The organism is Paraglaciecola sp. IT1134, from assembly GCF_058068185.1.
The window spans coordinates 2,068,135-2,093,296 of the sequence record NZ_CM176486.1; the positions used below are offsets into that span (position 1 = coordinate 2,068,135).

The following is a 25,162-nucleotide window of genomic DNA, read 5'->3' on the forward strand; positions in this document are numbered from 1 at the left end:
CAGCTTGGCCCTACGGAACAGGGACGAGTTGTAAAATGCTGTCCAGTACCTGATTGCTGGTAACCCCTTCGGCTTCCGCTTCGTAACTCAGCAATAAACGATGACGTAAGACATTGTGAAATACTGCCTGAATATTGTCTGGTCCAACAAAGTCACGTCCCATCAACCAGGCATGGGCTCGGGCACATTTATCCAGGGCAATAGTTGCCCTTGGGCTGGCACCGAATTCAATCCAACTGGCTAACTGCTCACTATATTCTTTGGGCTCTCTGGTGGCGATAACCAGTTGCACCAGATAACGCTCCAGCGCTTCATCCAAGTGGATTTCAAGCAAGGCTTTACGGGCACTGAAAATATCGGCTTGGCTGAGGCTAGGTGGTTTAATAGGATCGAGGTTTAAGGCTTCATTGCGGGTTAAACGCAATACCGCCAGTTCTGTTTCTACCCCGGGATAATCAATTTCCAGGTGCATCAAGAAGCGGTCGAGCTGAGCCTCGGGCAACGGGTAGGTGCCTTCTTGCTCTATGGGATTTTGCGTTGCCATAACCAGAAACAATTCAGGCAGGGGATAAGTGGTATTACCCACGGTGATCTGTCTTTCAGCCATGGCCTCAAGTAAAGCCGATTGCACTTTTGCCGGCGCCCGGTTTATTTCGTCGGCCAAGACCAAGTTATGGAACAGCGGGCCTTTTTGAAAGGCAAAGCTGCCGGTCTCGGGACGATAAATATCTGTACCGGTTAAATCTGCGGGTAACAAATCCGGGGTGAACTGCACTCGATGGAAGTCGCCTTCGAGACCTTTGGCTAGCGAATTGACGGCGCGGGTTTTAGCTAATCCCGGCGGGCCTTCGACCAGTAAATGACCATCGGCCAACAGGGCGATCAAAATATTCTGGGTGAGTGTACTTTGCCCGATCACCTGTGAATCTAAATAGCTTTGTAATTGCTTAAATTGTGAGGCTGCCATATTGCTAATAAATTTCCTATCTCTGCGGGAACGGGCATCTGCGCCCGAATACGAATCAGTTAACAGACAATGCTAACCTATATAGGGTTCCGTTGGTGAAAAACAATGTTACAAAAGTCCATCAATGGTTAATCTTTTATGCTTAATAAATAAAAGATAACAAATTGTTTTATATAAATAATTAAATTTCAGCCAAGGGAAAAATTGCCGAGCTTAGACATACTCAATACAATTTCTCCCCTTTAGGGAAAAAGTTCTCGCTACACTAAATATTGGCTAGACTTTAAAATTGCTCATTCTCCCTGTACAATCAGCTCAATATTACAGGTCAGACCACTTAGCGTCGACTCAACTTAAAGGTTAAATCATGACGTCAAAGCAAACAGTTACAACACAACAAGGTGATCGCATCGCCATAGTCGCAGGTTTGAGAACCCCATTTGCCAAAATGGCTACGTATTTTCACGGCGTACCGGCTGTGGATCTAGGCAAGATGGTGGTCAATGAGATGATGGTGCGCAACAACCTCGACCCTTTATTGGTTGAGCAACTGGTATACGGCCAAGTGGTGCAGATGCCTGAAGCACCAAATATTGCCCGTGAAATAGTGCTGGGTACCAACATGAGTGTACACACCGACGCCTATAGTGTTTCCCGAGCCTGTGCGACCAGTTTTCAATCGACAGTTAATATCGCCGAGTCCATGTTGTTAGGCAATATTCAAGTTGGTATTGCCGGTGGTGCAGACTCCACATCTGTTTCTCCAGTTGGCGTGTCCAAAGCATTAGCCAGGGCATTAACGGATTTGCAGAAGACCAAAACCCTGGGACAGAAGTGGCATGTGCTTAAAAAGCTTGGTTTGAAGGACTTGCTGCCGGTAGCACCAGCAGTTGCAGAATATTCAACTGGTTTATCCATGGGGCAAACCGCCGAACAGATGGCAAAAACTCATCATATCAGCCGTGCAGATCAAGATGCACTGGCCCACCGCTCGCACAGCCTGGCAGCGAAAAGCTGGAATGAAGGTAAGCTTGCCGGTGAAGTAATGACAGCTTATGCAGAACCTTTTAAAGGTGCGCTGGAACAAGACAATAATATCCGCTTCGATTCAAATCTTGCGGGTTACGCTAAGTTACGCCCGGTGTTTGATAAAAAACATGGCACAGTTACTGCCGCTAATGCTACCCCCTTGACGGATGGTGCCTCGGCGATATTGATGATGACCGAAAGTCGCGCGAAAGCCTTGGGTTATCACCCCATAGGTTATATCAAGAGTTATGCATTTTCCGCCGTCGACGTATGGCATGACATGCTAATGGGCCCCTCTTATGCTACGCCAATTGCATTGGAGCGCGCGGGTATGACCTTAAGCGATCTAACTCTGATTGAAATGCATGAAGCATTTGCCGCCCAGACTCTAGCTAATCTTAAAATGTTTGCCAGTGATAAATTCGCTCAAGAAAAACTGGGCCGCAATAAGGCGACAGGTGAAGTGGATATGGATAAATTCAATGTGATGGGCAGTTCGTTGGCTTATGGTCATCCGTTTGCCGCCACAGGCACCCGTATGATCACCCAGATGTTGAATGAACTAAACCGTAGAGGTGGTGGCACAGGTTTATTAACCGCTTGTGCTGCTGGTGGTTTAGCCGCAGCAATGATAGTTGAAACTGAGTAAGGGCTTTAAAATGACTGATAAACAAACCACAGAAGATCTCGCCCACAGCGCATTTACTTTGGCTACCCGGGACGACGGTATAGCCATTTTAAGTATGGATGTGCCAGGTGAGAGCATGAACACGTTAAAGTTAGAGTTTGGTCAGCAGGTCAACGACATGCTGGATAAAATTCAGGCTGATAGCAGTATCAAAGGTGTGGTCATTATTAGCGGTAAAGACAATTCGTTTGTAGCCGGGGCGGACATTAGTATGTTAGCCGCTTGTACCAGCGCCGAAGACGCAGAAAATATAGCTCGAGGAGGCCAGCAGCTATTCCAACGTATCGAAGATATGTCAGTCCCGTTCGTGGCGGCTATTCATGGTCCGGCCTTAGGTGGTGGGTTGGAGTTGGCACTGGCTTGTCATGCTCGAGTTTGCAGTGACGATGACAAAACCCAGCTTGGTTTGCCAGAAGTGCAGCTAGGTTTGTTGCCGGGTAGTGGTGGAACCCAGCGTTTACCAAATCTGATTAGTGTGCAACAAGCTATGAAAATGATGTTAACCGGCTCTTCGGTGCGCGCCAAACAAGCTAAACAATACGGTATTGTTGATGATATGGTGCCTCGCTCCATATTGCTCGAGGTAGCGATAAAGATGGCGAAGCAGCCTAAACCAATACGTCAGCCAGCAAAACTGGATGTGATGGGGAAATTTCTTGAACACACCTCCTTTGGTCGTAAGACCATGTTTAAACAGGCACGCAAACAAACCTTTAGTAAAACCCAGGGGAATTATCCGGCACCTGAGCTGATCATCGATGCGATTGAAACGGGATTAGAAAAAGGCAAAGGTCGTGGCATGGCCGTCGAAGCCAGTCACTTTGGCAAGCTGGTTATGACGCCTGAGTCTAAAGCATTGCGCGGTTTATTTTTTGCCACCAATGAAATGAAAAAAGAAACCGGTGTGGCAGGCGTTAAACCTGCAAAACTTAACAAAATAGGTATTCTCGGTGGCGGTTTGATGGGCGGTGGTATTGCTTTTGTCACGGCAACAAAAGCCGGTCTACCTGCACGGATCAAGGATATTCGCCCCGATGGCATAGCTCATGCGATAAAATATTCCTACGATATCTTGAATAAAAAAGTAAAACGTCGTTTTATGCATAAATCAGAAATGCAGAAACAGTTATTACGTTTAACCGGCTCATTGGATTATGTTGGTTTTAGCGATACCGATGTGGTGATCGAAGCGGTCTTTGAAGATCTATCCCTTAAACAGAAAATGGTGGCGGATGTCGAGGAGCATTGCAACGAACAGACAATTTTTGCATCTAATACATCGTCTATACCTATTGCACAGATCGCCGCCAATGCTAAACGGCCGCAGCAGGTCATTGGCTTGCATTATTTTTCACCTGTTGACAAAATGCCGCTGGCAGAAGTCATTGCCCACGAGACTACCTCTGATCAAACGATTTCAACGACGGTTGAACTGGCCAGAAAACAAGGCAAGACCCCCATAGTGGTTAAAGATGGCGCGGGTTTTTATGTGAACCGCATTCTCGCTCCTTACGTGAATGAATCCGCAGAAATTTTATTGGCTGGCGAGCCTATCGAACACATCGACAAATCTCTGGTGAAATTTGGTTTTCCTGTGGGTCCAATAAAATTGTTGGATGAGGTAGGCATTGATGTCGGTACCAAAATTTCGCCAATTCTCCAGGCGCAATTTGGCGATCGCTTCAAATCAGCTGAAGGTTTCGTCAAAATTTTGACGGACGATCGTAAGGGTAAAAAGAATCAACGAGGATTTTACGACTACACGGGTAAAAAACCCGGTAAAGAGGTGGATGACAGTGTGTATACCTTGCTTAATATTACACCTAACCGTAAGTTGAGTCATGAGCAGATTGCTGAGCGCTGTGTATTGCTTATGTTAAACGAAGCCGCTATGTGTCTGGCTGAGGGTGTGATACGCAACCCCAGAGATGGCGACATAGGTGCCATTTTCGGCATAGGCTTCCCACCTTTCCTAGGTGGTCCATTTCGCTACATGGATACCTTGGGTATCACTCATGTGGTGGAAAGACTTGAATACTATCAGCAACTACTGGGTGAGAAATTCAGCCCGGCGGACAGTTTGAAAACCATGGCCACAGAAAATAGCAATTTCTATTAATTGTTTTAGCTAACGAGTGAACGAAAAAGCCGGGCCCAGCTCGGCTTTTTCATCAAAATGATATTTCAACAACGGTGCGCTGGGGGACTGGGAGCAAGGTGTTTAGTGTAGTACGAGTCTATATTGTTATGTGCAGGCTTTTAAATTTGCCCTATGGGCTAAAAAATGGGCGCTAATGGGACTTATTGCCGGACCTGTTATGTTGCCATTATTCAATGTGCATAAACTCATGGTAGTACGCCGGGCCAGGGGCCTTCACACAAGTTTATTTCAGGCATAAAAAAAGAGAGGCAACCTCTCTTTTTTGACATCTTTCGATGTGAAAATTTTTATTATACGAAGTACTTAGAAACGAACTGACGCCGGTCTCCACAACTGGGTATTGGTAACCGGTGCTTTTACGGCTTCTGGCGCTTGAGCACTCTGAGCTGCATTAGCGGCAACGGGCGTGGCGGTGCTTAATACAAGGGCTACTGCATAGGCTTTCAACATTGAATTATTCCTCTTAATATTTTTATTATTAACGTTGTGCTGACATTATGTTGTCAGTCGAGGATATAAGTGCTTAGACCATGCCAGTTTTGCTTATGAATAAAAATTTAATCGATTGATGTGTTTGATATCTTCTGACCGCTGATGATAAAGCCAGACAACTCCTGTCCAGTTGTGCGCCACCTGGGCCTCTGGAGGCCCTGATAACTCTTTGTTCGTGCGTTAGGCTTCACTACTGCGGATCAAGCGGTTTAATTCGTAGTTCTCTTTTAACAAGCGTTCAAATCGCGCCGAGCTCAAAGGCTTGCTATACAAATAGCCCTGGAGCATTTCACACTCAAAACGACGTAAAATTGACATCTGCTCTTCGTGCTCGACTCCTTCGGCGACCACTTTTAGCCCCAAATTGTGTGCTATGGTTATGATAGCGGCTGTCATGTGCCGGTCTACGCTGCTGGTGGCTATATCGTCAATAAAAGCTTTATCTATTTTTAAGGTATTAAGGGGGAAACGCTTGAGGTAGGCAAGAGAGGAATAGCCTGTACCGAAGTCGTCCAGCGCCAGGTGAATGCCGCGCTCACGCAGCCTGGTCATCATCCGAAGTGCATTTTCCGGGTCCTGCATCAGGGTGCTCTCAGTAATTTCGCATTCCAAATGCAGAGGCGACAAGTCGGCGTTACGTAAAATCTCTTCGATTGTTTCATCCAGATCTGGCAGTTCAAATTGACGTGCCGAAATATTGACGGCAACCCGACCGGAAAACAGCCCTTGGCTTACCCAGCGTTTGGTATCTTCACAGGCTTTGCGCAGCACCACTTCGCCTATTTCCACTACCTGGCCAGTTTGTTCGGCCAGGGGGATAAATTGGGCGGGACTGACTATGCCCTTTTCCGGGTGTTCGAAACGTACCAGGGCTTCCATGCTAACCAGCTTACCAGTGGCGATATCAATTTTGGGTTGATAATAAACGGTAAATAAGTCTTCTTTTAACCCGTGACGGATAAGGTTTTCGATTTGCAGCTGCCGGACAGCATTTTGATTCATTTCGCCACTAAAAAACTGGTACTTGTTGCCACCGGCGTTTTTGGCGAAATACATCGCAGTGTCGGCGTTTTTCAGTAACTCCTGGGGAGAACTACCATCCTCGGGATAAAAGGCGATACCGATACTGGCCCCTAATACAAACTCCTGATTATTGATCAAAAACGGCCTAGCCATATCGTCTAACACAGTTTGCGCGAAATGGGTGACCTGATGCACATCTGTGTGTTTGTCTACCAGGATACTGAACTCATCGCCACCCAGGCGGTAACACGTTGCATTCGTACCGGCAATTTTTTGCAGTCTCTTGGCAATTTGTTTAATTAAAATATCACCAGTTTGGTGCCCTAATGAGTCATTGATTTTTTTAAAATTATCCATATCCAGGCAAATCAGGGAATGCTGGGTGCCACGCCTGACTATATTGTTGTGGCTGGCTTGAAAAAATGAACGATTGGGCAGGTCAGTCAATGGGTCGGTGTTTGCTAACTTAAGCAGTTCTTTTTCGGTACTTTTACGTGACGTGATATCCGAGAATACCCCCACATAATGACCAATCCGCCCGTCTTCATCATTGATGGCATCGATGTTTAGTTCCATTTCGTATTTTTCACCGTTGGCGCGGCGCGATTCGACTTCACCTAACCAATTGCCTTTTTGGCGCAGGGATTTTTTCACTTCTTCAGTAAAGGCCCCAGGGTATTGGTGGAACGTCAAATAACTGGCCAGGGCTTGCTCACGGGTCTCTCCCGTATATTTGCAATAAGCTTTGTTTACGGAAATAAATTTAAAACCCATATCGGCAATAAATACCCCGTCAGATATGGTTTCTATGGAGCGTTTAAAGAGCTTTAACTGCTCTTCGGCTACTTTTAAATGGCTGATGTTTTTTAATGTGCCTGTCATTCGCAGGGGTTGATTGTTGTTATCGCGATTGACGACTTTGCCTCTATCTAATATCCACAACCAGTCACCTTTAAAGGTTCGGGCGCGGTAGGTGACCTCGTAATGTTCACTTTTATCTTGCAGATGTTCGTTTAATGAGTCTTGCACTCGTTTAAGATCATTTTGATGGATATTGGCCTGATAGGCGCTATTGATCCGAATATCATCTTGGGGGAAATCCAGCACACCCCAGGTATTGGATCTAAACACCTGACTTTTATAAATATCCCAATCCCATAATTCGTCGCCGCTACTCCACAGGGTCAATTTCAAGCGTTCTTCACTTTCGGTGATCGCCAAGCGAGATTGGCGCCTGGAGCGATACTGCTTAAACATCAGCAGTAAGATCATTATGGTTAAGCCAACATATAAAATAATGGCATTTCTGTGTAACCAGATAGGCGGCTCGATGTTAATTTTTAGCTGCGCTGATTCTGACCATGGGCCCAGATTGTTTCTGCTTTGCACTAAAAACTTATATTCGCCAAAATTTAAGTTGGTGAAGACGGCTTCACGGGTTCGTTTATCGGCATCCAGCCAGTTGTGCGAGGCACCGATCAGTTTATAACGGTAGGAATAGGCTTTAGGTTCAAGGGCATTTAATTGCCCAAAGGTCAGGCTAATAAAACTGGCGTAATTCGGTAGGGTGATAGAGGTGGTCAAGTGTATGGGTTTGTCTAACGGGCTGCCGATACTATGTACGGAAATTTCTCTATTAAATATACGAAGTTGGCTGATGATCGGTGCTTTAGGTGGTGGCACGGTGTCCTGGTTAAACGGGCCTTGATTGGGCGTGTGGGCTATCAACTCCGGGTCAAATATATGAAAACCCTTTGAACCGCCAAACAAAACCAGGTTGTCATGAGTGATTAATCCCGAGCCTTCGTTAAACTCGTTAAACTCCAACCTTTCTGAGGATATATGCTGGACTACTTTGTTATTGTTCAAAGTGATTTGATCTATCCCACCACCCATAGTCGTGATCCACAAACTGTCCTTACTGTGCACTGCCATCAGAATCTGGTTGCGGGACAAGCCGTTGTTGGCATTTAATTGCAGTTCAACTTCAAAAGTCTTTTTATTGAGCTTTAATAATCCATAATCTACCGAAGCTAACCAAAAACTGTCTTGTGTTTCGATTATAGAACTAAGGTGACTCTTGGCTATTTCACTGTCAGGAATTGGTTCGAAAATTTTCTCCGTTTTTAGATTATAAAGTGACAAGCCGCTATCACTTTTTAGCCAAAGATTGTTTTTGCTGTCTAAAAAAGTCGGCTCGATGCTTTTAAATAATTTTTTGGGTAATGGGGCGGTTTGCAACTCGAAGGTGGTTTCGTCTATCCAGCGCAGGATATTGTCTTTGGATTTTAACCAGATGCGATTACTTGCATACAGCACCTTATCAATAAACGCTCCTTCAAAAATTTTCGTTACCTGGGTCAGTGATGTGCCGGTGTTTTGAGAATAGATATATATTCCGCCGCTACTGGCTATCCATAACCGGTCGTGGCTGTCTATGGTCAAATCCCAAATACTGTGTTCGAAGTCTTGCAAGTAGTGCTCGAATTTATAGTCCTTGCTGTTAAATTTATTCAGGCCGCCGGCTTGGGTCGCTAGCCATATCGCACCTAAACTATCCGCTTTTATCGCCCAAATCACGTTACCTGATAAAGAGTTGGCGTCTTCTGAATCAAAGGTGAAATGTGTGATCCGGGCGTCGATTTGATTGTATCTAAACACCCCATTAGAATGACTGCCCAACCAAATAGAGTCTTTACTGTCTTTATACATTTTTAAAATGTATTTGTTTGCTTTGCGGGTGGGATCGTCATCGGCCAAAACAAAGTTAGATGTCTGGTGCTCGGGGTCTAATATGCTAATACCGGTGGACGAGCCTAACCAGATGTTTCCTTGCAGGTCACGTTCGATACTGCGTATTTCATTACCCGCCAATGCGGGTGTCGTATTAGTGGAATACTGGATTAAGCTGTTGCTCGAGCTATCCCAAGAAAATGCGCCCATCTCAGTAGCAAACCAGTATTGCTCGTTGTATTTTTTTACCTCAAATAAATAATTGGCGGGCAGGGTCAAATTCCACGGATTGGATGTATTGAGGTTATACAAGGTATTAGTTTTATGTTCTAACAGATAAATACCGTGACTATAGCTACCTATCCAGGTTCTTTCCGCTTCGCTTAAAACATATTTTATCTCCGGGGGCATAGGGGCCCCATTTACCTCCAAAATAGTAAAATCATTGTTATGTTCATCGAAGATATACAGGTTCTGCTCGTCAGCGACCAACAGATTATTGTTATGATCCAGGCTCAGGGTACCGATAACGTTGCCAACCAGACGACTATTTTGTTGGTTATAACGAATGAAGTTGTCTTTTTGATCATCGTATCTAGCCAGACCATTTTGGGTGCCTACCCATAATATACCTTTGGCATCCACAAATAATTTGCGGATAAAGTCATGGGGGATGGAGTTACTATCATTAGCATTATGCAGGTAATTAACGAAATTATAGCCATCAAAACGGCTAAGGCCGTTGGCGGTAGCAAACCAGATAAAACCTTGTTTATCCTCAATAATATCCGTTATGGTGTCTTGGGGTAAACCATCGGCTTTGGATAGCTTATCGAACGAAAAAGATTGCACACTGGCTTGACTTGCGCTGCTCACACAAATAGTAGTAGAAATGGTTAATAGGCACCAGAAAACGAGTTTGGAGATTGGGATACGCAAAGCACACCTGTTAGCAGTTTACCTGCTTTATAATTATTAAATTTTTCAGGTGCAATTCCCTAGCGCCTTCTTACCTCAATATGCCTAAAATACGGGGGCATCACAAGTCTTAATCGGCCTAATTTACGCTTAAGGGGGCAAATTCCCGTCAACTGTCTGTTTTTTGTATTGTTCCTCATACCTGGCCCTTGTCATGGGACCCATTGAGCCTGTTTTTTAAACAAATCTACGTTAGCTATCTCTGTGGCGTTTAAGTCGTCTGTGATAACAAAAGCCTCGTCGCTGCATAAAATTAGCTGCCCGAAGTTTGTTTTTGTTGCCATATCACCAATGAATTCCTGCAAATCAGTGAAATTTAATAACGCCAATTCACTCATCATGGTCTGGTCAACTTGGAAGTTTACCTCTTCGGTGCCAATGGCTGACCAAAAGCGTTGGCTTTTCATGCTCAGGTTAGTATCTTTTGCGGTGAGCTGTTTCATGACGCCGTATTTTAAGTCCTGCCAGTCATTTGCATACAAAGTCAGGGTAGCTACAAATTCCCGCATGAAGGTGCGGATCGCTGTAATTAGTTTTTGCGCTGAATATTTGGGTGATTGAATGTAAAGACTTATTCCGGGATGTTGATTGTAGGGAACATAACCACTACCCACTAAATACCCCAATTGCTCTTGGTGACGAGCGTAATTGAAAAAAGCCGGAGCCAAAAGTTGCTCTGTCAATATGCTTAGAATGGTGTTGCGATAAGAAGAACTTGGGGCCTGATAATAGATCACCACCGCTGATTCAGGGTGATCACAGCTTAACTGATGTAATTGAGTCGGAATATTGCAAAGATTCACCACACCTCGGGACAATCGTTTGTTTGCACCGTATCGACTTGCGCAGGTGGTTAAATCGCCAGCAAATCGCTGAGCATCTTGAATCCGCCAGTTTCCATAACTCAATATATCAAGATGGAAACTTTGGAATAAAGCGTCTTTGGTGGTGAGCAACTGGCGCAAATCTGCTTGTTGCATGATTTCAGACATGCTCAATGGTGTATGGTTATGTTGCTGCATCAGTACGGATAAGCGAGTAAAAAGCCGATTGATGGGTTTATTTAATAAATTATTACGTAGACTCTGCCATTGTTGGTGTTTTATTTGCTCGAAGTAAGGCTCGAATGAGTCGACCCCCTCTATCTGCTTGATTAGGTCTGTACACAAACCGAGCTGTTTTGGGCTGAAGCCACTGGTATGCAATGTAAAACCACATTGATGTGAATACAACTGAAAGTGCAGACCAGCAACGTTCGCTTGATAGTATTTTCTGTGTAACGATTCATTGAGCAACGCTATCCATAACTTTTTTAACGTTGCCGTAAACACGCCTTGGGTCGTTGCGGCGCAATCAAACGAGACATAACAATCCCCTCTGGGATGGTTAAATTTAGCATCTTGTCCGTACCAGGCATCGACCTGCTTGGTGCTGGTTATTTTACCGGGAAAAGTGAAGCGACTGTCTACAGGAAACTGTTGATACTCAGTAGTTAAATATGGATTTTCCTGGGGTAAGGCTAATGCGGGAACCGGATGTGGTGTTTCAAGCGCTCGCAATAGTGATGGGGCCAAGGGCGAGATAGAATAAGGGGTGTGATACCATTTTGCTTGGTAATTAGTTTTGACGTCTGGGTGGATCAGTTTCAGGCGCATATTAGTCGCACAAAAATACCCCAGCAATGTTATTACTGTTTGGCTATCCGGTTGATCTAAAATATATTCTCCTGCGATTACATGTTCAGGTGGGTACTGGAACATAGCATTAGCTATTCCGATGGCTTCATCTGTGGATTTTGCGGCGTCGCCATAATTCCATATTAGTTGATTTAGTTTTTGTTTTTCGACAAAGCGCCACTTAAAGGAGTCTTGTTGCCTGATAAGTTGAATAAAATAAAATAGGGCGTTAAGGATAATATTTATATGTGCAGTGCCATTTTTGGTTAATTGCAAATTGATATTGAAATCTCTGAAGTTACTTCCTTCTATGCCTCCTCCTGCACTGAGGTTGGTAGCCAGATTTTGCTGTTTTAAATAAGTAAGCAAACTGCCGCCCCCTTCGTCACCGATTAAGTCGCTAATCAAACCTAGGGGTTTACCCCGATAATAAGACTGCACATTTGGCAGTGCAAATGTGACGATTAAACGTGTGGTATCGGAAAGCGACTGTATATCAATTTTCACTCCCAATTGTTGAGGTAGGTAAAGTGCTGGCAAGTCGGGCAGTGTTGGGCAGCCCCCGGAAGCTAATTCCGCAAAGTGCTGCTCTAGCATTTTGACGCTTGCCTGCAATGGGCGGCTGGTGATGATGCAGATGCAAATATTGCCAGGGAAATACCTGGTCTGATGCATTTTTTTTAACCGGTTTTGCAATTCTTCCAGAGAGTGTTCACCTAAGGTTTGTTTATTACCCACGGAAAACTTGCTAAAGGGATGGTCAGGGTTAGATGTCTCTTTGTGAACCTGGTATAAACGCCGCAGATCATCTTTGACCTTGAGGGAAAACTCAGCATCTATGGCTTCAATTTCTCCTGCGATAGCCTCTTTATTAAATAGCGGCAGAGTCAACATCGCGGCAAAGTGTTCAAGACAATGGGGTAATTGCTGGTCAGATACGCCGAAATAGTAGTTACTGTGTTCACTACCTGTGGTTGCGTTTAGGTCACCCGAATGCAAGCCCAAATAGCCAGAAAACGCATCTGGATTAGGGAACCGCTTATTGCCTTGAAACAACATATGCTCTAACAAGTGACTAAGCCCAAGGCAATCTACGGGATCATTGAAATGGCCGTTACTTATAGTGGCGGCAACGGCAGCATGATCACAGTTATGGTCTTCTACAACCATAGCGCGTAATCCATTTGTTAGTTTGACATATCGATACTGGCGATAATCACTCTTATTTGTTAGCAAAATGTTAAATCTCGCGAGGAATTTACACCCATTTCTAGCATAACGTAAAAAAGTCTCAACTCTCAGATTTTTAACTGTTTTATTTGCTATATTGAGTAATAATTAGTTTGTTTACCGTTTAGTAGTACTTTATGCACGTTATAATCATGCGCCACGGGGATGCAATACCCGTTCATGTTGAAGATAGTCTTCGGGAGTTATCCCCTTTTGGTCACAAACAAGCCCAGGCGGCAGGTCAGTGGCTACATCAAAGGTATCTATCTGAGGGCATAGAAATGTGTCTGGTCAGTCCCTATGTGAGGGCCAAAGAGACATTGGCCGGGGTCACCAGTAAAGTAAAAATTAATCACCAGGTAGTTTCTAGTGACATTACCCCTGATGGCAGTGTTTGGTTAACACATGATTATATTGATGTCTTAATCGCTGATAACAAAATAAACCACTGTTTACTCATTATCAGTCATATGCCATTTGTCAGCTATCTAGTTGATGAGCTAACCGGTTCTGAGCAATCAATGTTTTTTGATACATCCAGCATAGTGACAATTGATTATTGCCAAAAAAAATCTCGAGGAAGCGTACTTGAGATTTATCATCCCCAATAAGCTAAAGTTAATCTTAGGTTTTGACGTTTATAACCGATAACTCTTTTGAGGGGTTATATTCATGTCTGGTAAAAGTTTGCCTGCTTATCTGCAGCAGGCCTTAGAGCATTATGTTTCAAATGCACAACTGACTCACGATGAGGAGCTTCAGGATATACTCGATCGTTTAAAAACCTTAAACGATAAAGTTGAACAGGCCAAAGCCAAAATTCAAAGTAACCGCCAATCTAAGCTTAAGAAATAAACTGCGATGTTAAACGGGACCAGGATAAAGGGTACACCTTTAATTCCTTAGATAACAAACAAAACCTATCACGACAAACCTGGGGAAAGCTAATCTACGCTTACCGGAACAGGAGCTTTATAATACTCAGGCATAATACGTACAGTTTTCACCATATTGTCTTTCATTTCCAGAATTTCAATAGGATATCCCGCCAAACGTAAACTGATATTGGCTTGGGGAATGTCTTCCAAATACTCTAAAATTATACCGTTTAGTGTTTTAGGCCCCTCAGTGGGAAACTGCCAATTCATTTCTTTATTCAATTCGCGCACGTTAGCACTACCATCTACTACCACGCTACCGTCTTGCTGGGTATCGGTTTCTTTGCTGTGATCAGGCAAGATGCTGGTGGTAAAATCACCTATTATCTCCTCCAAAATATCTTCCAGAGTCACCAGTCCCTGAATATCGCCGTACTCATCTACCACTAAACCAATACGCTCCTTTACGGCCTGGAATTTATACATCAAGGTATGCAAAGGCGTGGATTCAGGGGTGAAGTAAATTTCTCGTACAGCACGTAATAGGCTGGATTTGGTAAATTGATCCTTGGATAATAAACGCAAGGCATCCCGTACGTGCACAAAGCCGACTGCATCATCGATGCTGTCCCTGTACAATAACACCCGGGTATGCTGAGAATTGACTAACTGTTTTTGTATGTCTTTCCATTCATGGTTAATGTCAATAGCCACTATTTCCCCGCGCGGCACCATAATGTCTTCAGCGGTAACTTTTTCCAGGTCAAGAATACCTACTAACATATCCTGGTGTTTTTTGGGGATCATGGCACCAGCTTCGTGTACAACGGTGCGTAATTCTTCGCGGCTCAAGCTGTTATCGTCATTGTCAGCTGTACTAATGCGTAATATCGATAGAATAATATTGGTGATCCCATTGACTAAAAACACCAGGGGATAGAGGATTTTTAGCATAGGCAGCAATATGAAAGAAGCAGGAAAAGATACTTTTTCCGGATACAGGGCGGCAATGGTTTTTGGAGTTACTTCTGAAAATATCAGGATAACCAATGTCAGGACTATGGTGGCTATGGCAATGCCCATATCACCATATAGTCGCAATCCAATTACCGTTGCCACAGCCGAGGCTGCAATGTTAACCAGGTTGTTTCCTATGAGGATAAGACCGATGAGCCTGTCTGGGCGTTCTAATAATTTTTGAACCCGCAGCGCACCTTTATTACCTTCATTTCCCAAATGTTTGAGACGATAACGATTTATCGACATCATGCTAGTTTCAGAACTTGAGAAATACGCGGAGAGTAAAACTAAAATGCCAAGTAGAATGAATAAACTACTGGTTGAGATATCGTCCAACTATTTGGATCCCTATATAATGTAGAACGCAGACTTTAAGTGCATTTCGATTATGTTTCAAGCCAACTGAGGCACTATGAGGCTATTGTAGCAAAAATAAAATGCGACAAATCAATTCAATAAGATTTCTTTTACAAAACGGCTACCAAAATAGGCCAGACTTAATAATATTGAACCTAATATAGTTGCAAAAATAATCGGTTTTCCCCGCCAACCAAATTTGAAATGGCCAAACAGTTCTATGCTAAATACGAACCATGCCAAAATGGCTAATACTGTTTTGTGGGCTTGTTCACGAGCAAACATATCTTCCAAAAATAAAAAACCACTGATTAGCGATAGCGTCAGCAGTATGGTACCTACTGTCAGCAGTTTAAATAAAATGTCTTCGACCATCATTAAAGGGGGTAAAGATGAGTGCAATATCGACGCCTGCTTTTCTTTGAGACGCATATTGATATATGACAATTGCAAAGCGTAAAGTAGGGCAATCCCCAGGCAGGCATAGGCAAACAACGCGAGGCCAATATGTAGCATTAATGCGGGTTGAACGCTGACTTGCATGATGTGCGCGTCTGGAATTAATAGATTGAGCAGTACTATTAGCCCGGTAAACCCAAAAACGACCGGTAATAAGATGGTGTTGGTCATGGTAACCGCGGCGAGTAACATGGTTAAGCTGATTAACCATCCCACTAACGAAGCCACGTTAAGCATGCTTAAGTTTTGCCCAGGTAGGACGAAAATATCTTCTTTTAGAACCCATATATGTAGCACTAATGCAATTGCCGCTAAGGCATAGGACAATTTGTTATTTGGGCCCTTATTGTCAAATAGCCGCATTAAAATAACGCCTGCCGCACCGGCGTATAAACAAAAGCATACTAGGGCTAACAACATGATCTAACCTCGAATTCCTTATATATATGGGACGTGTTCACAACTACAGCCTTTATTTTTTTATGCATTATTTACAAAAAAACAGTGCCCTTTGGGGGGCTGAGTATAACCATATTGCTGAGGCATACCTAGTGTTGCATGGTAATTCTGCACGAAACTGGCAAAAGCGACCGCTGATTATCATTCCATTGGTTCTTATCTGCTAGCAAATTAGATATAATTACCCTATCCAGAATTAATATTGCATCGATTCCTATGTTTGAAAATCTCTCCGAACGCCTAGGTAAAACCCTAAAAGACATCAGCGGCCGAGGCCGTTTGTCTGAGGACAACATTAAAGATACGCTGCGCGAAGTACGTATGGCGCTGCTTGAGGCAGATGTTGCCTTGCCTGTGGTTAAAAGTTTTATCGCACAGGTGAAAGAGCGGGCTGTGGGTACAGAAGTATCAAAAAGTCTGAATCCTGGGCAAGTGTTTATCAAAATAGTCCAGACAGAGCTTGAATCTGTCATGGGTCAAGCCAACGAGGGTTTGAATTTAGCTGCTCAGCCACCGGCTGTAGTATTGATGGCTGGTTTACAGGGGGCAGGTAAAACTACCAGCGTAGGTAAATTGGCGTTATTTCTGACCGAACGTGAAAAGAAAAAAGTATTAGTGGTCAGTGCCGATGTATATCGCCCTGCGGCGATTAAACAATTGGAAACATTAGCCAATGATGTTGGGGTGGAATGTTTTCCGTCCAACATAGAACAAAAACCTATCGATATAGTTAACGCCGCTGTCGATTATGCACGTAAGCAATTTTTTGACGTATTACTGGTTGATACCGCGGGTCGATTGCATATTGATGGTGAAATGATGGGGGAAATTCAAGCCCTGCATCACGCCGTTAAGCCCATTGAAACGTTGTTTGTAGTTGATGCTATGACAGGTCAGGATGCAGCAAATACCGCTAAAGCATTCAATGATGCTTTGCCTCTGACGGGTGTGATTTTAACCAAAACTGACGGTGATGCCAGAGGAGGGGCGGCTTTATCTGTACGTCACATCACAGGTAAACCCATCAAGTTTTTAGGTATGGGCGAAAAGTTAGACGCGCTGGAGCCTTTCCATCCTGAACGGGTTGCTTCACGAATTCTCGGAATGGGAGATGTACTTAGTCTCATCGAAGAAGTTGAGCGAAAAGTTGATAAAGACAAAGCGCAAAAACTTGCCAAAAAAGTACAAAAAGGCAAGGGCTTTGATTTGCAAGACTTTAAGGAGCAACTAGAGCAAATGCGTAATATGGGCGGCATGATGTCGATGATGGATAAAATGCCGGGCATGGGTAATATGACGGCGCAAATCAAGGATAAGGCGAACGATAAATCTTTCAACCAAATGGAAGCGATAATTAATTCCATGACAACAGGGGAAAGAGAAAAACCTGAGGTTATTAAAGGTTCGCGTAAACGCCGGATTGCCTTAGGTTCAGGTACCCAAATTCAAGATGTAAACCGCCTGCTAAAGCAATTTACCCAGATGCAAAAAATGATGAAAAAAGTCTCAGGGGGCGGCATGAAAAAAATGATGAGAAGCGTGAAAGGTATGATGCCTCCTGGCGGACCAAAAGGCATGTTTCCTCCTCGTTAATCTGCTCTAAACATTAGGGGCACTTATCGGCCTTGCTAAGTGACATTGATGTTACTCATCAATGTCACGTCAACCTATACAAAACGATAAAGTGTTGCCGGCACGTATAACGCAAATAGCTGTATAGAAACCCTGAAGGGGAGCCTGCTGGGCAGTTCGATAATAATGTTATGGGGCACAAAGTCGTGGTATAAACTTGGGTATTATGATGATTACCCGCTTGAGCAGCATGTTATCTATCCCTGATCCAACTCAGTTAAGGTATTCTCATACCTTAGCGCATTTAGGGCCGAAATTACTTTTTTTCAGTGGTGGCACTGCATTAACCGCTTTTAGTCAGCAACTTAAACGCTTTACCCATAATTCCATACATCTAGTGACTCCCTTTGATTCTGGCGGTAGCTCAGCCAAATTACGTCAGCATTTTTGTATGCCGGCCGTGGGTGATTTACGCAGCCGCTTACTGGCTTTGGCAGATGATAATTTGCCAGATGGCTCCCGTATGGCCCAGTTGTTTGGTTACCGACTGCCCTGGAATGCTTCGCAACATAGCTTGATGGAAGAACTGCTATTTTTACTTAGCGGCCAGCATTCCCTGATCGTTCATATATCTGCACCGTTGCGCACGATAGTGCTAAGTAATCTGTCTGCATTTTATGCCAATATGCCAGCCTCATTTGATTTGCGAGGCGCGAGTATTGGCAATTTGGTTTTGGCTGGAGATTATATTGAACATGATGCTAAGTTGGAATCTTGCATTTCTCGATTTTCCGTCATGGTGCAGGTACTCGGTATAGTGTGGCCCGTAGTTGACGACAATCTGCATGTGGGGGCATTGTTGCAAAATGGGCAAACCGTATTAGGCCAGCATAACCTGACCGGTAAAGAAGTGCCGGAGTTGAGCAGCCCAATAGCCAAGATATTTTTAACTGACGATCTGGCAACTGGCAACGCAGTAGATTGCTACCTGGGTGAGCGTAATAGTAAATTAATAGCAGCTGCCAATCTGATCTGTTATCCACCTGGCAGTTTTTACTCTAGCTTGTTGGTGAATTTGCTTCCAATAGGCGTGGGCAGCGCCATCGCTAAAAATAACGCACCCAAGGTGTATGTACCCAATCTGGGTCATGATCCCGAACAACTCGGTATGTCACTTACTGAATTAGTGAAAACCTTGCTCGCACACTTAATGCGAGACGATAACAGCCAAGTTGCAGCCAACCAGGTGCTGAATTACCTATTGATTGACAGCAAAAATGGGGGGTATTCTGGGCAGGTGCCCTTTGATTACCTACAAGAGTTGGGCATAGACGTCATCGATAGGCCGTTAGTATCCCTTAGTAGCGCGCCTTATTATGACAATCAGTTATTGGTTGAAACACTGATGTCATTACCATCACATCAAGCAGTTCGATAACGACAGGCACAGCAGGGACAGTTTCGCTACCTGATGTATGCAAATCATACGTTATGCTAATTGAGGATCTAATGCATTGTTTTTTCAAAACCAGGCGCTTTAACCTTAGAGCCTTGAGCCATTGCGACTTGAGGGCATTTGCTGACTACAGGGCAATACCATCAATTGCCAAATTTCAAAGCTGGACAGATTACTGTTACTCCCAAGCCGTTAACCTATTGGCGGGTATGGATTACGCTAGTTTTGGTACCCCGGGGAATTGGTATCAATTGGCTATTGCAGATATTCATGACTCGACTATCTTGTATGGTGATCTGGCCTTACATTTTATCGATGAATACCAAGTTGAACTGGGCTTTACTGTGGCACCAGAATTTCAAGCTCAGGGTGTGGCCTACGAGGCACTTCGAGGAGCGCTGGATTATCTGTTTGATAGTTTACATAAACACAGAGTTATTGCCATTACTGACAGTTGCAACTTACCCGCAACTAAGCTGTTGGAAAAAACGGGTTTTAGACGAGAAGCTCATTTCCGCCAGAACATACTATTTAAAGGGCAGTGGAAAGATGAGTATCTATATGCCCTATTAAAACAAGAATATTCTCATCAGGTGGCTAATAGCTAATAGGCCATGGGAGGATTAGTGTTTTTGGGCTTTAAACCCGGCGACAAAAAAATCCACTGTCGCTTTGACTTCAGGCACCCTGTAGCGCTGCTTTTGATAAAGTAAATACACACCAAAATCGGCAACCCTGCGAGACAAAGAAGAAGGAGGCCCAGAAAGGGGCAGGGCAGCTTAGGTAAAGCTGCCCGTTTCGACCACTTTATTGAAATAACGAAGTGCACGACGCTGATCCAAGTTTATTCCTAAATCGTAAAATCAGTGATTAGTTAGATTCTGATACTATTGTCTAAAAGACAATAAAGTTTGGTCTTTTGGGTTATATATCCTCGCACTATATTATAGTAATAATAGCGTCACCATTTATCTCACAGGGTAGTGGGATCCCGAGCCCTGTGTATTGTTTTCTATGAACAAGGAGAAAACCACCATGAGTACTTATACCGCGATTACACTTGCCCAGCGCCCTGAACCAGGTCCAATAGGCCGCGAAACCTTCAAAGTTATACAAAAGGTTGTGCCTAATGCAGGCCCAGGTGAAATATTGGTATTGCAAACTTATATGTCACTTGATCCGGCAATGATTGGCTGGATGAGTGCGGATACTAAAAGTTATATTCCCCCCGTCGAAGTCGGCGCTGTGATGCGTTCGTCAGGTTTGGGAGAGGTCATTGAAAGTAACCATCCTGATTTCGCCATAGGCGACCGGGTGATGGGCATGATGGGCTGGACCGAGTATTTTGTCAGCACCGGCCAGGGTTTGAACAAGGTGCCTGCAGGTATAGACGAAGAACAAGCCTTATCAGTATTCGCTTTGCCTGGTTTGACGGCCACCCAAGGGCTTTTCAATGTGGCTAAACCAAAATCCGGTGAAACTATCGTTGTCAGTGGTGCTGCCGGATCGGTAGGCTCGATCGTGGGGCAATTGGCTAAAGCCGATGGCTTGCATGTCATTGGTGTGGCTGGCGGCGCTGAGAAGTGTCAGTGGATAGTGGACGAGCTCGGTTTCGATGGCGCTATCAACTATAGAACCGATGATATAGGGGCTAAATTAGGCGAGCTGGCACCCAACGGAGTGGATATCTTTTTTGAAAACACAGGCGGCCCTATTCAGCTGCATATTTTTGAGCATATGAATGCCCACGGCCGGATAGCGGTTTGTGGCATGATCGCCGATTATGCTACTTCCACCCCTAGCGCCGGACCAAACTGGATCCCCATCATTAAAAAGCGGTTAATGATCCAAGGTTTTACTATGCCAGATCATTTCGCCAAGGTGCCTGACTTACTGGCTAAACTGACGCCTTATGTGATGCAAGGAAAAATCAAACACAGAGCTCATGTCTTAGAAGGAATAGAGTCCGCCGTTGATGGTCTGAACATGTTATTGACCGGTGCCAATAAAGGTAAGTTGATGGTTAAGCTGTGATTGTATGGTCGTAGTGAATATTTAATAACGGGTTCGTCTTATGATGAACCCGTTTCGTCGCTGATTAAGTAAACCAGTCGTCACGTTTCAGCTTTTCGCAGAACCAGTCAATGGCTTTACCGGTTTTGCCTTTTTCCCAAGCAAAATAGACCGGAATGGGTGGGCGTGGCATAGCAGTGGATTTGGCCACAAGTGCGCCGCTATGCAGGTGAGGTAGAGCCAAATGTAGGGGCAGAAAGCCTACACCCAAGCCTTGCAACTGGGCTTGCACTTTACTGTGCATGCTGCTGACTCGAATTTGTTGTTTGCTGTCAAACAGCCCACTTGATCGCCCAGGCAAGGTACGAGAGCTGTCAGCTACCACAATATAGGGATATTGACGAATGTGTTGGTTTTCAATAAGACCCACAAATTCGGCTAAAGGGTGAGCGGCACTAACGGCAAATACAAACTCTACTGTGCCCATTTGTTGGAGCTGAAACTGGCCTTTGGGTAATTCTCCTGTTAGTCCCAGAGCGATATCCGCACGTTTGGTGTGGAGTGCATCCCACCCTCCACCAAGTGCTTCTTCTATGACCTGTATCTCGACGTGTTTATCCAGCTGGCAAAACTGCCCGAGAATGTCGAACAACGGGCCATCGGGCACAATGGTATCTTTGGCAATAACAAGCGTAGACTCCCAACCCGATTCTAACTGTTTGACCCGCTCTTCAAGGTTGCTCGCCGCCAGCAGTATTTCCCTACCTTCTTGCAATACCAGATTCCCACCCGGGGTCAAAGTGGCGCGCTGTCCTTTACGATCGAACAGTGATACCCCGAGATCGGCTTCGAGTTTTTGAACGGTATAGGTCAACGCCGAGGGTACTTTAAATAACGCATCTGCAGCTGCGGCAAAACTGCCCTTAGCATCAATCGCTTCTAACACCCTAAGTGCATCCAGCGTCACTGCGTGGCGCATAAATCCTCCAGTAAATTAACAATAAAACAGCACCTTAGCCAAGGCGGTGTTTTAGCTTGTATCACGTAAGTTGTGTATTGATATTAAGGTAAATCAAATATTAATGCAGTGGCGGCGTTTTCTGTGTCTTCGTTACTCATTGTGAAACTATCAAGTTGACTGATTTTGGCTCCGTCACCTTGAAGTAATTGTTGTTGGTTAATACTCAGCTCACCGGCGACTTGATGTACATAGCTGTTGCGAGCACTGTCAGTCTTAACCTTTACGCTGGTTCCTGGTGCCAGAATTACTTGGCTAACGGTTGCGTCCTGTCTGATCTTCAGGGTACCATTTTTCCCCGTGGGGGTAATGATAGGGGTCAACCCTTGAGCCTGGCCAAAGTCCTTCTGTTGGTAGCCTGGTATTCCTCCTTCGCTGTCTGGCACAATCCAAATTTGCAAAAAAGTCAGTATTTCTGTATCAGACGCATTGTACTCACTGTGCGTTACACCTGTGCCTGCGGACATCAACTGAAATTCACCTTTTGGTAACAGTTTGACGTTACCCATGCTGTCCTTGTGGGCAATCTCGCCCTGAGTGACAAAGCTAATGATTTCCATATCTCGGTGACCGTGGGTTCCAAAACCAGCCCCTGGTTCAACTTTGTCGTCGTTAATCACCCGCAATGCTGAATGACCCATGTGTTTTGGATCGTGGTACGAGCCAAATGAAAACGTGTGTTTGCTGTCGAGCCAGCCAAAATTTGCGCTGCCACGAGCGCTTGCTAAGCGGATATCAATCATCTTATTTCTCCTGATTAATGTGGACGTTATTTAGACAAAAGCGCAGCGATCCGAGAATCAAAGGCGAGCTTACCCGCACCCGAGAATACCAGTGATACACAAATGGTCAGCAACGCTAAGGCGAATTCATAACCGTTATTTGCCATAAATAACCCGTTGGCAACATGCACACTGAAAATGGCGACTAACATAGTGACTGCCAACACTGCAGCTGCTGGACGGGTAAACAGTCCAATCAGAAGGGCTATTCCGCCAAAAAACTCAGCGCTTCCCGCCAGTAATGCTAATACATAACCTGGCTCTAGGCCGATAGAAGCCATCCACTGTCCTGTTCCTTCTAGGCCGTAACCTCCAAACAAACCAAACAGTTTCTGTGCACCATGAGCAATAAATATAATGCCAACAGGGATCCTTAAAGATAGCGCAGCGAACCCGCCTTGTGATCTAAACAGACTTTGCAAATGAGTGTTTTTCATGATTTTTCCTCAATATTTTTGATGTGTATCAAGCGCACTGCGCTTTGTTTCTTTTTCCAGCGCTTTGCTGTTGGATTAAATGTAGATGTTTCAGAACGAATAGAAAATCGGAACGTTTTGAGTTTTGGGTTCAAAAAATTTGAATGTTTAGATCTGAAGCGGAAACGGTACCGGGCGAGGCAGAAACCACATCCAATTTTAAGGAGAAAAGAAGTCGTTTCTAAATAAGGGGTTTTAACAATGCCAGTTTCACAAAAATAGCCCAATAGTCGCGACCATTGGGCTAGAGGTAAGTCATGTCCCTGCTTATTTTAGGCAGCCAGCGATTATTATTCTCCAAATGCTCCAGCGGCGCCGGGAAAGACAATGGGGCTTTCGAAGCCATCTTTACTGACGCTTGCGACACCAAAAAAATAATTGTCGATAACGATATTTTCCAGGGTAAATTGCGTGACATCGCCGACGTAACGGCTAAATTGCCATTGAGGGGCGTCGGTATAGCGCCAATAGATTTTGTAGCCTTTGAGCTGCGGGTTTTGTTGTGGGTCACCCGCCGCCCAAGACAAAGTGGTACGGGGTTGAACTGCACCCGCTATCGTCACTTTTGCCGGTGGATTTGGGGCCCAGGCCATACCAGCAAGTGATACCGCATTGAGGGCTGTTAGTTTGGCAGCATAGGCAAAGTTCACACCTTCTATGGTATCCCCATATTCGATGCCATTTTCACTACGTATATCTTGGTGTTGACGATTATAGTTCTCGTTAGTTTCCATGATACGCACACTTGGGTAGCCCAAATCGTTAAAGGGTTTATGGTGTCCACCCCGACCAAACCTGTCCAGACGATAAATAACCATAGTATCCAGGTTCTTTATGTAGCGGTCCGCCATCCAATCTATGTACCTGGCTAGATTGCGACTGGGTGAGTCGACCTCACCTCCGGTGAAGCGGCGAGCTTTAGCTTCTTCAGGTGTTTCAGTGTGCCTTGTACCTTCGGCAAATATACGGGCAGTGGTATTGTTAATCACACCGTTTACGCCTTCGATATTGCCTATCATATCGTTATTGAGTACAGCTTTGATGCGCCAGCCTTGCTGCTGTGCAATTTGGGCTAATATTTTACCGCCAAACAAGCCTTGTTCTTCACCGGCAAGGGCGGCGTAAACAATGCTGCCTTGGAATTCATATTGACTTAACACCCTTGCCGCTTCTAATGTTCCCGCGATCCCGGACGCGTTATCGTTTGCCCCAGGAGATATCGATGTGGCGTTCATTACATCTGACACGCGCGAATCTATGTCTCCTGACATCATCACATAACGATGCGGATCGGTGGACCCGTGTTGAATGGCGATAACGCTAATCACCTCCGTGGGATTGGGAATCCGTTTTTCGCCGCTTACTGTCTCGCTTTGAAAATAAACCTCTAAGCAGCCTCCACAATTTTTGCTGATTTGTTCAAATTCACTTTTTATCCAGCGTCTGGCCGCACCTATCCCTTTCATATCAGATTGGGCAGCAGACAGGGTGTGGCGCGTACCAAAACTGACGAGTTTACGTATATCACGTTCGATATTTTGCGCAGACACCTTAGCGGCTATTTCATGCAGATTTTGCTGATCAACATAGGTTGGGGCAGCTTGTCCGTAGCCAGTGCTTGGTACTGTTAAAAATGCTGCACCGAATAATGCTAGGGCAGTAGCTGACAAAACTTGTTTCATATGAACCTCTAAT

The 25,162-nt window shown here is 44.7% G+C and carries 18 protein-coding genes; 8 read left to right on the plus strand and 10 right to left on the minus strand.

The genetic code is table 11. The features are described from left to right. Positions 1 to 10: 10 nt before the first annotated feature. The gene (locus AC3RV5_RS09100) at positions 11 to 967 is read right to left on the minus strand and encodes an AAA family ATPase (protein WP_489731605.1); all 957 of its coding nucleotides are present in this window, start codon (positions 965 to 967) and stop codon (positions 11 to 13) included. Between the two features lie 367 nt (positions 968 to 1,334). On the opposite strand from AC3RV5_RS09100, the gene fadI reads away from it, so the two are divergent. Both fadI and fadJ read left to right on the plus strand, forming a co-directional pair. Next, complete coding sequence (gene fadI, locus AC3RV5_RS09105; protein ID WP_489731606.1) at positions 1,335 to 2,645, plus strand: acetyl-CoA C-acyltransferase FadI; 1,311 nt, start codon at positions 1,335 to 1,337, stop codon at positions 2,643 to 2,645. A gap of 10 nt (positions 2,646 to 2,655) precedes the next feature. Next, the gene (gene fadJ / locus AC3RV5_RS09110; protein WP_489731607.1) at positions 2,656 to 4,803 is read left to right on the plus strand and encodes a fatty acid oxidation complex subunit alpha FadJ; all 2,148 of its coding nucleotides are present in this window, start codon (positions 2,656 to 2,658) and stop codon (positions 4,801 to 4,803) included. A gap of 345 nt (positions 4,804 to 5,148) precedes the next feature. Here the strand turns inward: fadJ and AC3RV5_RS09115 are convergent, their stop codons facing one another. The 3 genes from AC3RV5_RS09115 to AC3RV5_RS09125 all read right to left on the minus strand — a co-directional run bounded on the left by AC3RV5_RS09115 (position 5,149) and on the right by AC3RV5_RS09125 (position 12,917). Continuing rightward, positions 5,149 to 5,295, minus strand: a complete 147-nt coding sequence (locus AC3RV5_RS09115; protein WP_489731608.1) for a hypothetical protein — start codon at positions 5,293 to 5,295, stop codon at positions 5,149 to 5,151. A 222-nt stretch (positions 5,296 to 5,517) separates the two neighbouring features. Then, positions 5,518 to 10,032 (minus strand): EAL domain-containing protein, encoded by a 4,515-nt coding sequence (locus tag AC3RV5_RS09120; protein ID WP_489731609.1) that lies wholly within the window; start codon positions 10,030 to 10,032, stop codon positions 5,518 to 5,520. Between the two features lie 191 nt (positions 10,033 to 10,223). Next, positions 10,224 to 12,917, minus strand: a complete 2,694-nt coding sequence (locus AC3RV5_RS09125) for an insulinase family protein (protein WP_489731610.1) — start codon at positions 12,915 to 12,917, stop codon at positions 10,224 to 10,226. 197 nt (positions 12,918 to 13,114) lie between these two features. Between AC3RV5_RS09125 and sixA the strand changes: the two genes are divergently transcribed. Together sixA and AC3RV5_RS09135 are read left to right on the plus strand one after the other, a co-directional pair. Beyond that, positions 13,115 to 13,588: a phosphohistidine phosphatase SixA gene (gene sixA / locus AC3RV5_RS09130; protein WP_489731611.1), complete on the plus strand. Its 474-nt coding sequence runs from the start codon at positions 13,115 to 13,117 to the stop codon at positions 13,586 to 13,588. A 61-nt stretch (positions 13,589 to 13,649) separates the two neighbouring features. Beyond that, the gene (locus AC3RV5_RS09135) at positions 13,650 to 13,832 is read left to right on the plus strand and encodes a hypothetical protein (protein WP_489731612.1); all 183 of its coding nucleotides are present in this window, start codon (positions 13,650 to 13,652) and stop codon (positions 13,830 to 13,832) included. An 89-nt stretch (positions 13,833 to 13,921) separates the two neighbouring features. Here AC3RV5_RS09135 and AC3RV5_RS09140 read toward each other — a convergent pair whose 3' ends face one another. Continuing rightward, complete coding sequence (locus AC3RV5_RS09140) at positions 13,922 to 15,211, minus strand: HlyC/CorC family transporter (RefSeq protein ID WP_489731613.1); 1,290 nt, start codon at positions 15,209 to 15,211, stop codon at positions 13,922 to 13,924. Between the two features lie 111 nt (positions 15,212 to 15,322). Next, a complete protein-coding gene (locus AC3RV5_RS09145; protein WP_489731614.1) occupies positions 15,323 to 16,111 on the minus strand; it encodes a cytochrome C assembly family protein in 789 nt (262 codons plus the stop codon). Positions 16,112 to 16,366: 255 nt separating this feature from the next. On the opposite strand from AC3RV5_RS09145, the gene ffh reads away from it, so the two are divergent. From ffh to AC3RV5_RS09165, 4 genes are all read left to right on the plus strand, one after another. Further along, positions 16,367 to 17,743: a signal recognition particle protein gene (gene ffh, locus AC3RV5_RS09150; RefSeq protein WP_489731615.1), complete on the plus strand. Its 1,377-nt coding sequence runs from the start codon at positions 16,367 to 16,369 to the stop codon at positions 17,741 to 17,743. A gap of 205 nt (positions 17,744 to 17,948) precedes the next feature. Further along, complete coding sequence (locus tag AC3RV5_RS09155; protein WP_489732125.1) at positions 17,949 to 19,160, plus strand: GAK system CofD-like protein; 1,212 nt, start codon at positions 17,949 to 17,951, stop codon at positions 19,158 to 19,160. A 71-nt stretch (positions 19,161 to 19,231) separates the two neighbouring features. Then, positions 19,232 to 19,786, plus strand: coding sequence for a GNAT family N-acetyltransferase (locus AC3RV5_RS09160; protein WP_489731616.1), 555 nt, complete (start codon positions 19,232 to 19,234; stop codon positions 19,784 to 19,786). A 427-nt stretch (positions 19,787 to 20,213) separates the two neighbouring features. Then, the gene (locus AC3RV5_RS09165) at positions 20,214 to 21,212 is read left to right on the plus strand and encodes an NADP-dependent oxidoreductase (protein WP_489731617.1); all 999 of its coding nucleotides are present in this window, start codon (positions 20,214 to 20,216) and stop codon (positions 21,210 to 21,212) included. Positions 21,213 to 21,276: 64 nt separating this feature from the next. Here AC3RV5_RS09165 and AC3RV5_RS09170 read toward each other — a convergent pair whose 3' ends face one another. The 4 genes from AC3RV5_RS09170 to AC3RV5_RS09185 form a co-directional block, all read right to left on the minus strand. Then, positions 21,277 to 22,170 (minus strand): LysR substrate-binding domain-containing protein, encoded by an 894-nt coding sequence (locus AC3RV5_RS09170; protein ID WP_489731618.1) that lies wholly within the window; start codon positions 22,168 to 22,170, stop codon positions 21,277 to 21,279. A gap of 83 nt (positions 22,171 to 22,253) precedes the next feature. Further along, positions 22,254 to 22,952, minus strand: coding sequence for a pirin family protein (locus AC3RV5_RS09175; RefSeq protein ID WP_489731619.1), 699 nt, complete (start codon positions 22,950 to 22,952; stop codon positions 22,254 to 22,256). Positions 22,953 to 22,978: 26 nt separating this feature from the next. Further along, the gene (locus AC3RV5_RS09180) at positions 22,979 to 23,428 is read right to left on the minus strand and encodes a DoxX family protein (RefSeq protein ID WP_489731620.1); all 450 of its coding nucleotides are present in this window, start codon (positions 23,426 to 23,428) and stop codon (positions 22,979 to 22,981) included. Positions 23,429 to 23,757: 329 nt separating this feature from the next. Beyond that, positions 23,758 to 25,149 (minus strand): M28 family metallopeptidase, encoded by a 1,392-nt coding sequence (locus AC3RV5_RS09185; protein ID WP_489731621.1) that lies wholly within the window; start codon positions 25,147 to 25,149, stop codon positions 23,758 to 23,760. Between the last annotated feature and the right edge of the window lie 13 nt (positions 25,150 to 25,162).

What these genes read in the sequence shown, in the direction of transcription:
- AC3RV5_RS09100 (WP_489731605.1), bottom strand. Translation starts at nt 967, where the DNA reads ATGGCAGCCTCACAATTTAAGCAATTACAAAGCTATTTAGATTCACAG.
- fadI (WP_489731606.1), top strand. Translation starts at nt 1,335, where the DNA reads ATGACGTCAAAGCAAACAGTTACAACACAACAAGGTGATCGCATCGCC.
- fadJ (WP_489731607.1), top strand. Translation starts at nt 2,656, where the DNA reads ATGACTGATAAACAAACCACAGAAGATCTCGCCCACAGCGCATTTACT.
- AC3RV5_RS09115 (WP_489731608.1), bottom strand. Translation starts at nt 5,295, where the DNA reads ATGTTGAAAGCCTATGCAGTAGCCCTTGTATTAAGCACCGCCACGCCC.
- AC3RV5_RS09125 (WP_489731610.1), bottom strand. Translation starts at nt 12,917, where the DNA reads ATGGTTGTAGAAGACCATAACTGTGATCATGCTGCCGTTGCCGCCACT.
- sixA (WP_489731611.1), top strand. Translation starts at nt 13,115, where the DNA reads ATGCACGTTATAATCATGCGCCACGGGGATGCAATACCCGTTCATGTT.
- AC3RV5_RS09135 (WP_489731612.1), top strand. Translation starts at nt 13,650, where the DNA reads ATGTCTGGTAAAAGTTTGCCTGCTTATCTGCAGCAGGCCTTAGAGCAT.
- AC3RV5_RS09145 (WP_489731614.1), bottom strand. Translation starts at nt 16,111, where the DNA reads ATGTTGTTAGCCCTAGTATGCTTTTGTTTATACGCCGGTGCGGCAGGC.
- ffh (WP_489731615.1), top strand. Translation starts at nt 16,367, where the DNA reads ATGTTTGAAAATCTCTCCGAACGCCTAGGTAAAACCCTAAAAGACATC.
- AC3RV5_RS09155 (WP_489732125.1), top strand. Translation starts at nt 17,949, where the DNA reads ATGATGATTACCCGCTTGAGCAGCATGTTATCTATCCCTGATCCAACT.
- AC3RV5_RS09160 (WP_489731616.1), top strand. Translation starts at nt 19,232, where the DNA reads ATGCATTGTTTTTTCAAAACCAGGCGCTTTAACCTTAGAGCCTTGAGC.
- AC3RV5_RS09165 (WP_489731617.1), top strand. Translation starts at nt 20,214, where the DNA reads ATGAGTACTTATACCGCGATTACACTTGCCCAGCGCCCTGAACCAGGT.
- AC3RV5_RS09170 (WP_489731618.1), bottom strand. Translation starts at nt 22,170, where the DNA reads ATGCGCCACGCAGTGACGCTGGATGCACTTAGGGTGTTAGAAGCGATT.
- AC3RV5_RS09175 (WP_489731619.1), bottom strand. Translation starts at nt 22,952, where the DNA reads ATGATTGATATCCGCTTAGCAAGCGCTCGTGGCAGCGCAAATTTTGGC.
- AC3RV5_RS09180 (WP_489731620.1), bottom strand. Translation starts at nt 23,428, where the DNA reads ATGAAAAACACTCATTTGCAAAGTCTGTTTAGATCACAAGGCGGGTTC.
- AC3RV5_RS09185 (WP_489731621.1), bottom strand. Translation starts at nt 25,149, where the DNA reads ATGAAACAAGTTTTGTCAGCTACTGCCCTAGCATTATTCGGTGCAGCA.